Origin of the sequence: Ruminococcus sp. 1001136sp1, assembly GCF_039841815.1 — a bacterium.
GTDB lineage: Bacteria > Bacillota > Clostridia > Lachnospirales > Lachnospiraceae > Blautia_A > Blautia_A faecis.
The window spans coordinates 1-2,875 of the sequence record NZ_JBDPGY010000052.1; the positions used below are offsets into that span (position 1 = coordinate 1).

Sequence of the window (2,875 nt, forward strand, 5' to 3'; positions counted from 1 at the left end):
TATACAACCGGCTTATTGTGGCAGCAATAGGCTTTATAAGGCTTGAGCCGTATGATGGGAAACTATCACGTACGGTTTTTAGGGGAGGGAAGGACAGTAATGCTCTTCTCTTACCCGACTATGCTAGTGTGGAAATGCTTTATCATCCAGAATATGCTGGTAAGCCATTAGCTGTAGGAGGAGATCCTGAAGCGAGGCATGGAATTGTATTGACGGCGAATTATATTGCGAAGAGAAGCGGGGTTAAGACGGGCATGGCATTGTGGCAGGCAAAACAGGTATGCCCAGATCTGATATTTGTACCACCCAGAATGGATTTGTACTTGAAGTTTTCATTTATGCTCCGTGAAATCTATTCAGAGTATACGAATCAGATTGAACCATATGGCTGCGACGAAGCGTGGCTTGATGTTACTGGAAGTTCTTCACTGAAAGGTAACGGAAGAATGATTGCGGAAGAGATAAGCAGACGAGTAAAAAAAGAATTGGGAATTACTGTAAGCATTGGAATCTCATGGAATAAAATTTTTGCTAAGCTAGGAAGCGATTATAAGAAACCGGATGCAATAACCGAATTTAATAAAGCGAATTATCAGGATTTGATTTGGAAACTTCCAGTGTCAGATCTTCTATACGTGGGAAGATCAACGAATAGAACTTTACAGAAATATGGTATTCGCACAATCGGAGAACTGGCAAGAACAGATCCAGATTTTCTGGAATTGCAGCTTGGGAAAATGGGACTTGTCATTTATTCATTTGCGAATGGCTGGGATGATTCGCCAGTTTCAGTAGAAGGATATCAGGCACCGCTAAAGTCTATTGGCAACAGTACAACGACACCCAGGGATCTGGAAAATGATCAGGATGTACAGATTATTCTGATGGCATTAGCAGAAAGTGTCGCAGCCAGACTACGGAAACATGGTTTTAAATGTAATGTAGTGTCAATTTCGATTCGTGATAATGGGTTATTTCATTTCACCAGGCAGAGAAAGTTGCAGGAGCCGACAGACATTACAGATGAGATAATGAGTGCAGCATACCGGCTTTTTAGAGAGAACTATCATTGGCCTCGTCCAATCAGAAGTCTTGGAATCCGTGCAGATGATCTGGTTATGGGGCAGGTTCCGGTGCAGTTAGATTTATTTATGAATGAGCAGCGCCGGGAAAAACAGGAGAAGTTAGACAGGGCAGTAGATGATATCAGGCGACGGTTTGGATATCACAGTGTCCAGAGAGCATTTATGTATCAGGATAAAATATTATCCAGCCTGGATGCACAGGGATCCCACACCGTTCATCCAGTTGGATATTTCAATGGGAGGTAAGTGCTTTGAATGATAACAAAGTTTATGTAGAAGTCATTGTAAAATTCAGCACAGAAGGCGCAATGATGCCAATAGAATTTATTTGGGAAGATGGAACTAAATATTTAATTGATAAAGTAAAATCGAAAGAACGTTGTGCCAGCCGGAAAGCGGGTGGTACAGGAATTATGTATACTGTAATGGTAGATGGTAAGGAATGCCATTTATATTATGAATTTGATAAGTGGTTTATGGAGCGCAAGAGTGCGTAAAGATTTAAGAAAGAAAATAGGATCTGCAAAAGAGCTGACCTTTCCCTTTTGCTCTTTTCAGATTGACATATAAGGGCATTACATCTATGTCCATGAAACAATATACCCACTATATTGTCCATGCAGATGTGGCTCTGCTCAAGAATAATTCTTATTGAGCTTCCGTCAAAATCACAGGGATGGGAGTGTAGAACGTCAGAGAAAGACGATTCAATACGAAAAAAGGAGATTTTGATAATGACAGAGAGAGATTATGCGATTAGATCGTTTAAGGAAATTACATTAAATGCAGCACGACATACAGAAGAGAGAATGGATCTGTACTATGAAAAGATGAAAGCACTGATGAACAATTATCAGGATTTGATTTTGGAAAATCAGATGGTTCTGGATGAATTAGAGCAGGAGTGTCAGGAAAAGATCAATGAGAATATGGCCTATGCCCTTCAGTATATGGATGCCTATGATTACCGCATGAATTTAGGAAAATTGAAAAAAGAAGTAAACAATATCATTCTAATCTATGGACTTTGTGATATGGTCAACCGGGCAATGACACTGGTAAAATATTTTACGCCGAATTTTGGAACAGAATATTATGATGTGCTTTATGGCTGCTTCTGCAGGCACAGAAAAATGACAGATATGGAAATTATGCTTGAACTGGGGATGAGCCGGGCAAGTTTTTATCGGAAGAAAAAAGCAGCTCTTCGGTATATGGGATATTATTTTTTTGAAATCGTAGTGCCACAGTCTGCAAACAAACGATATAAGCCATCTTTTCCAGAAACGGAAGAGTAGATTTGAAAGAGCCTGATGGAATCTCCCCTTTCCATCAGGCTTATATATAATGGAATACTCCCCTATTCCTCTTATTATTCCGCAGATTCTTCAGCTGCAGTTTCTTTCTTTTTTCTGGATTTGCCAGAAATCATTTTATGACCTGAGTAAATGGCCATAGCCATGCAGATCAGTGAACTGAATGCAAAATATTTATGTGCTGATTTCATATCCTTATAGCCGGTGTAGCAAGTTCCGATCATGGAAACCAGCGCACCGATGGACCAGTATTTATGTGATTTCATTTGAACCTCCTGAGCTTTTTTTATATCATACATCTTTTTTAGAAATATGCAAACTTGAATTTTCAAATTAGTCTTTGCAAATAACCTTTGAACCTTCACCATCAATTACAATTCCCTGACGGTTGTTAATAGGGCATAGATTCAAATCCGAAAACTCAGTCATTATTTTCTCGGTAACTTTCTTAAATGGTGCTGTAAGATAATGCGG

At 39.4% G+C, this 2,875-nt stretch carries 4 protein-coding genes and 1 pseudogene; 3 read left to right on the forward strand and 2 right to left on the reverse strand.

What is annotated here, in order from left to right; genetic code table 11:
* Positions 1 to 134 precede the first annotated feature (134 nt).
* The 3 genes from ABHC48_RS20380 to ABHC48_RS20390 all read left to right on the forward strand — a co-directional run bounded on the left by ABHC48_RS20380 (position 135) and on the right by ABHC48_RS20390 (position 2,383).
* Entirely contained in the window at positions 135 to 1,331 is a 1,197-nt protein-coding gene (locus ABHC48_RS20380; RefSeq protein WP_195700499.1) for a DNA polymerase IV, read from the forward strand.
* A gap of 5 nt (positions 1,332 to 1,336) precedes the next feature.
* Entirely contained in the window at positions 1,337 to 1,582 is a 246-nt protein-coding gene (locus ABHC48_RS20385; RefSeq protein ID WP_330386437.1) for a hypothetical protein, read from the forward strand.
* A 237-nt stretch (positions 1,583 to 1,819) separates the two neighbouring features.
* On the forward strand, positions 1,820 to 2,383 hold the full coding sequence (locus ABHC48_RS20390) for a hypothetical protein (protein ID WP_195566433.1): 564 nt from the start codon (positions 1,820 to 1,822) through the stop codon (positions 2,381 to 2,383).
* Between the two features lie 74 nt (positions 2,384 to 2,457).
* Here ABHC48_RS20390 and ABHC48_RS20395 read toward each other — a convergent pair whose 3' ends face one another.
* Both ABHC48_RS20395 and ABHC48_RS20400 read right to left on the reverse strand, forming a co-directional pair.
* On the reverse strand, positions 2,458 to 2,667 hold the full coding sequence (locus ABHC48_RS20395; protein WP_118511955.1) for a DUF6219 family protein: 210 nt from the start codon (positions 2,665 to 2,667) through the stop codon (positions 2,458 to 2,460).
* 67 nt (positions 2,668 to 2,734) lie between these two features.
* Positions 2,735 to 2,875: pseudogene (locus tag ABHC48_RS20400) on the reverse strand (peptidase S51); the annotation flags it as partial.

Coding starts and splice junctions, on each gene's coding strand:
- ABHC48_RS20390 (WP_195566433.1), top strand. CDS start 1,820: ATGACAGAGAGAGATTATGCGATTAGATCGTTTAAGGAAATTACATTA.
- ABHC48_RS20380 (WP_195700499.1), top strand. CDS start 135: ATGCTTTATCATCCAGAATATGCTGGTAAGCCATTAGCTGTAGGAGGA.
- ABHC48_RS20395 (WP_118511955.1), bottom strand. CDS start 2,667: ATGAAATCACATAAATACTGGTCCATCGGTGCGCTGGTTTCCATGATC.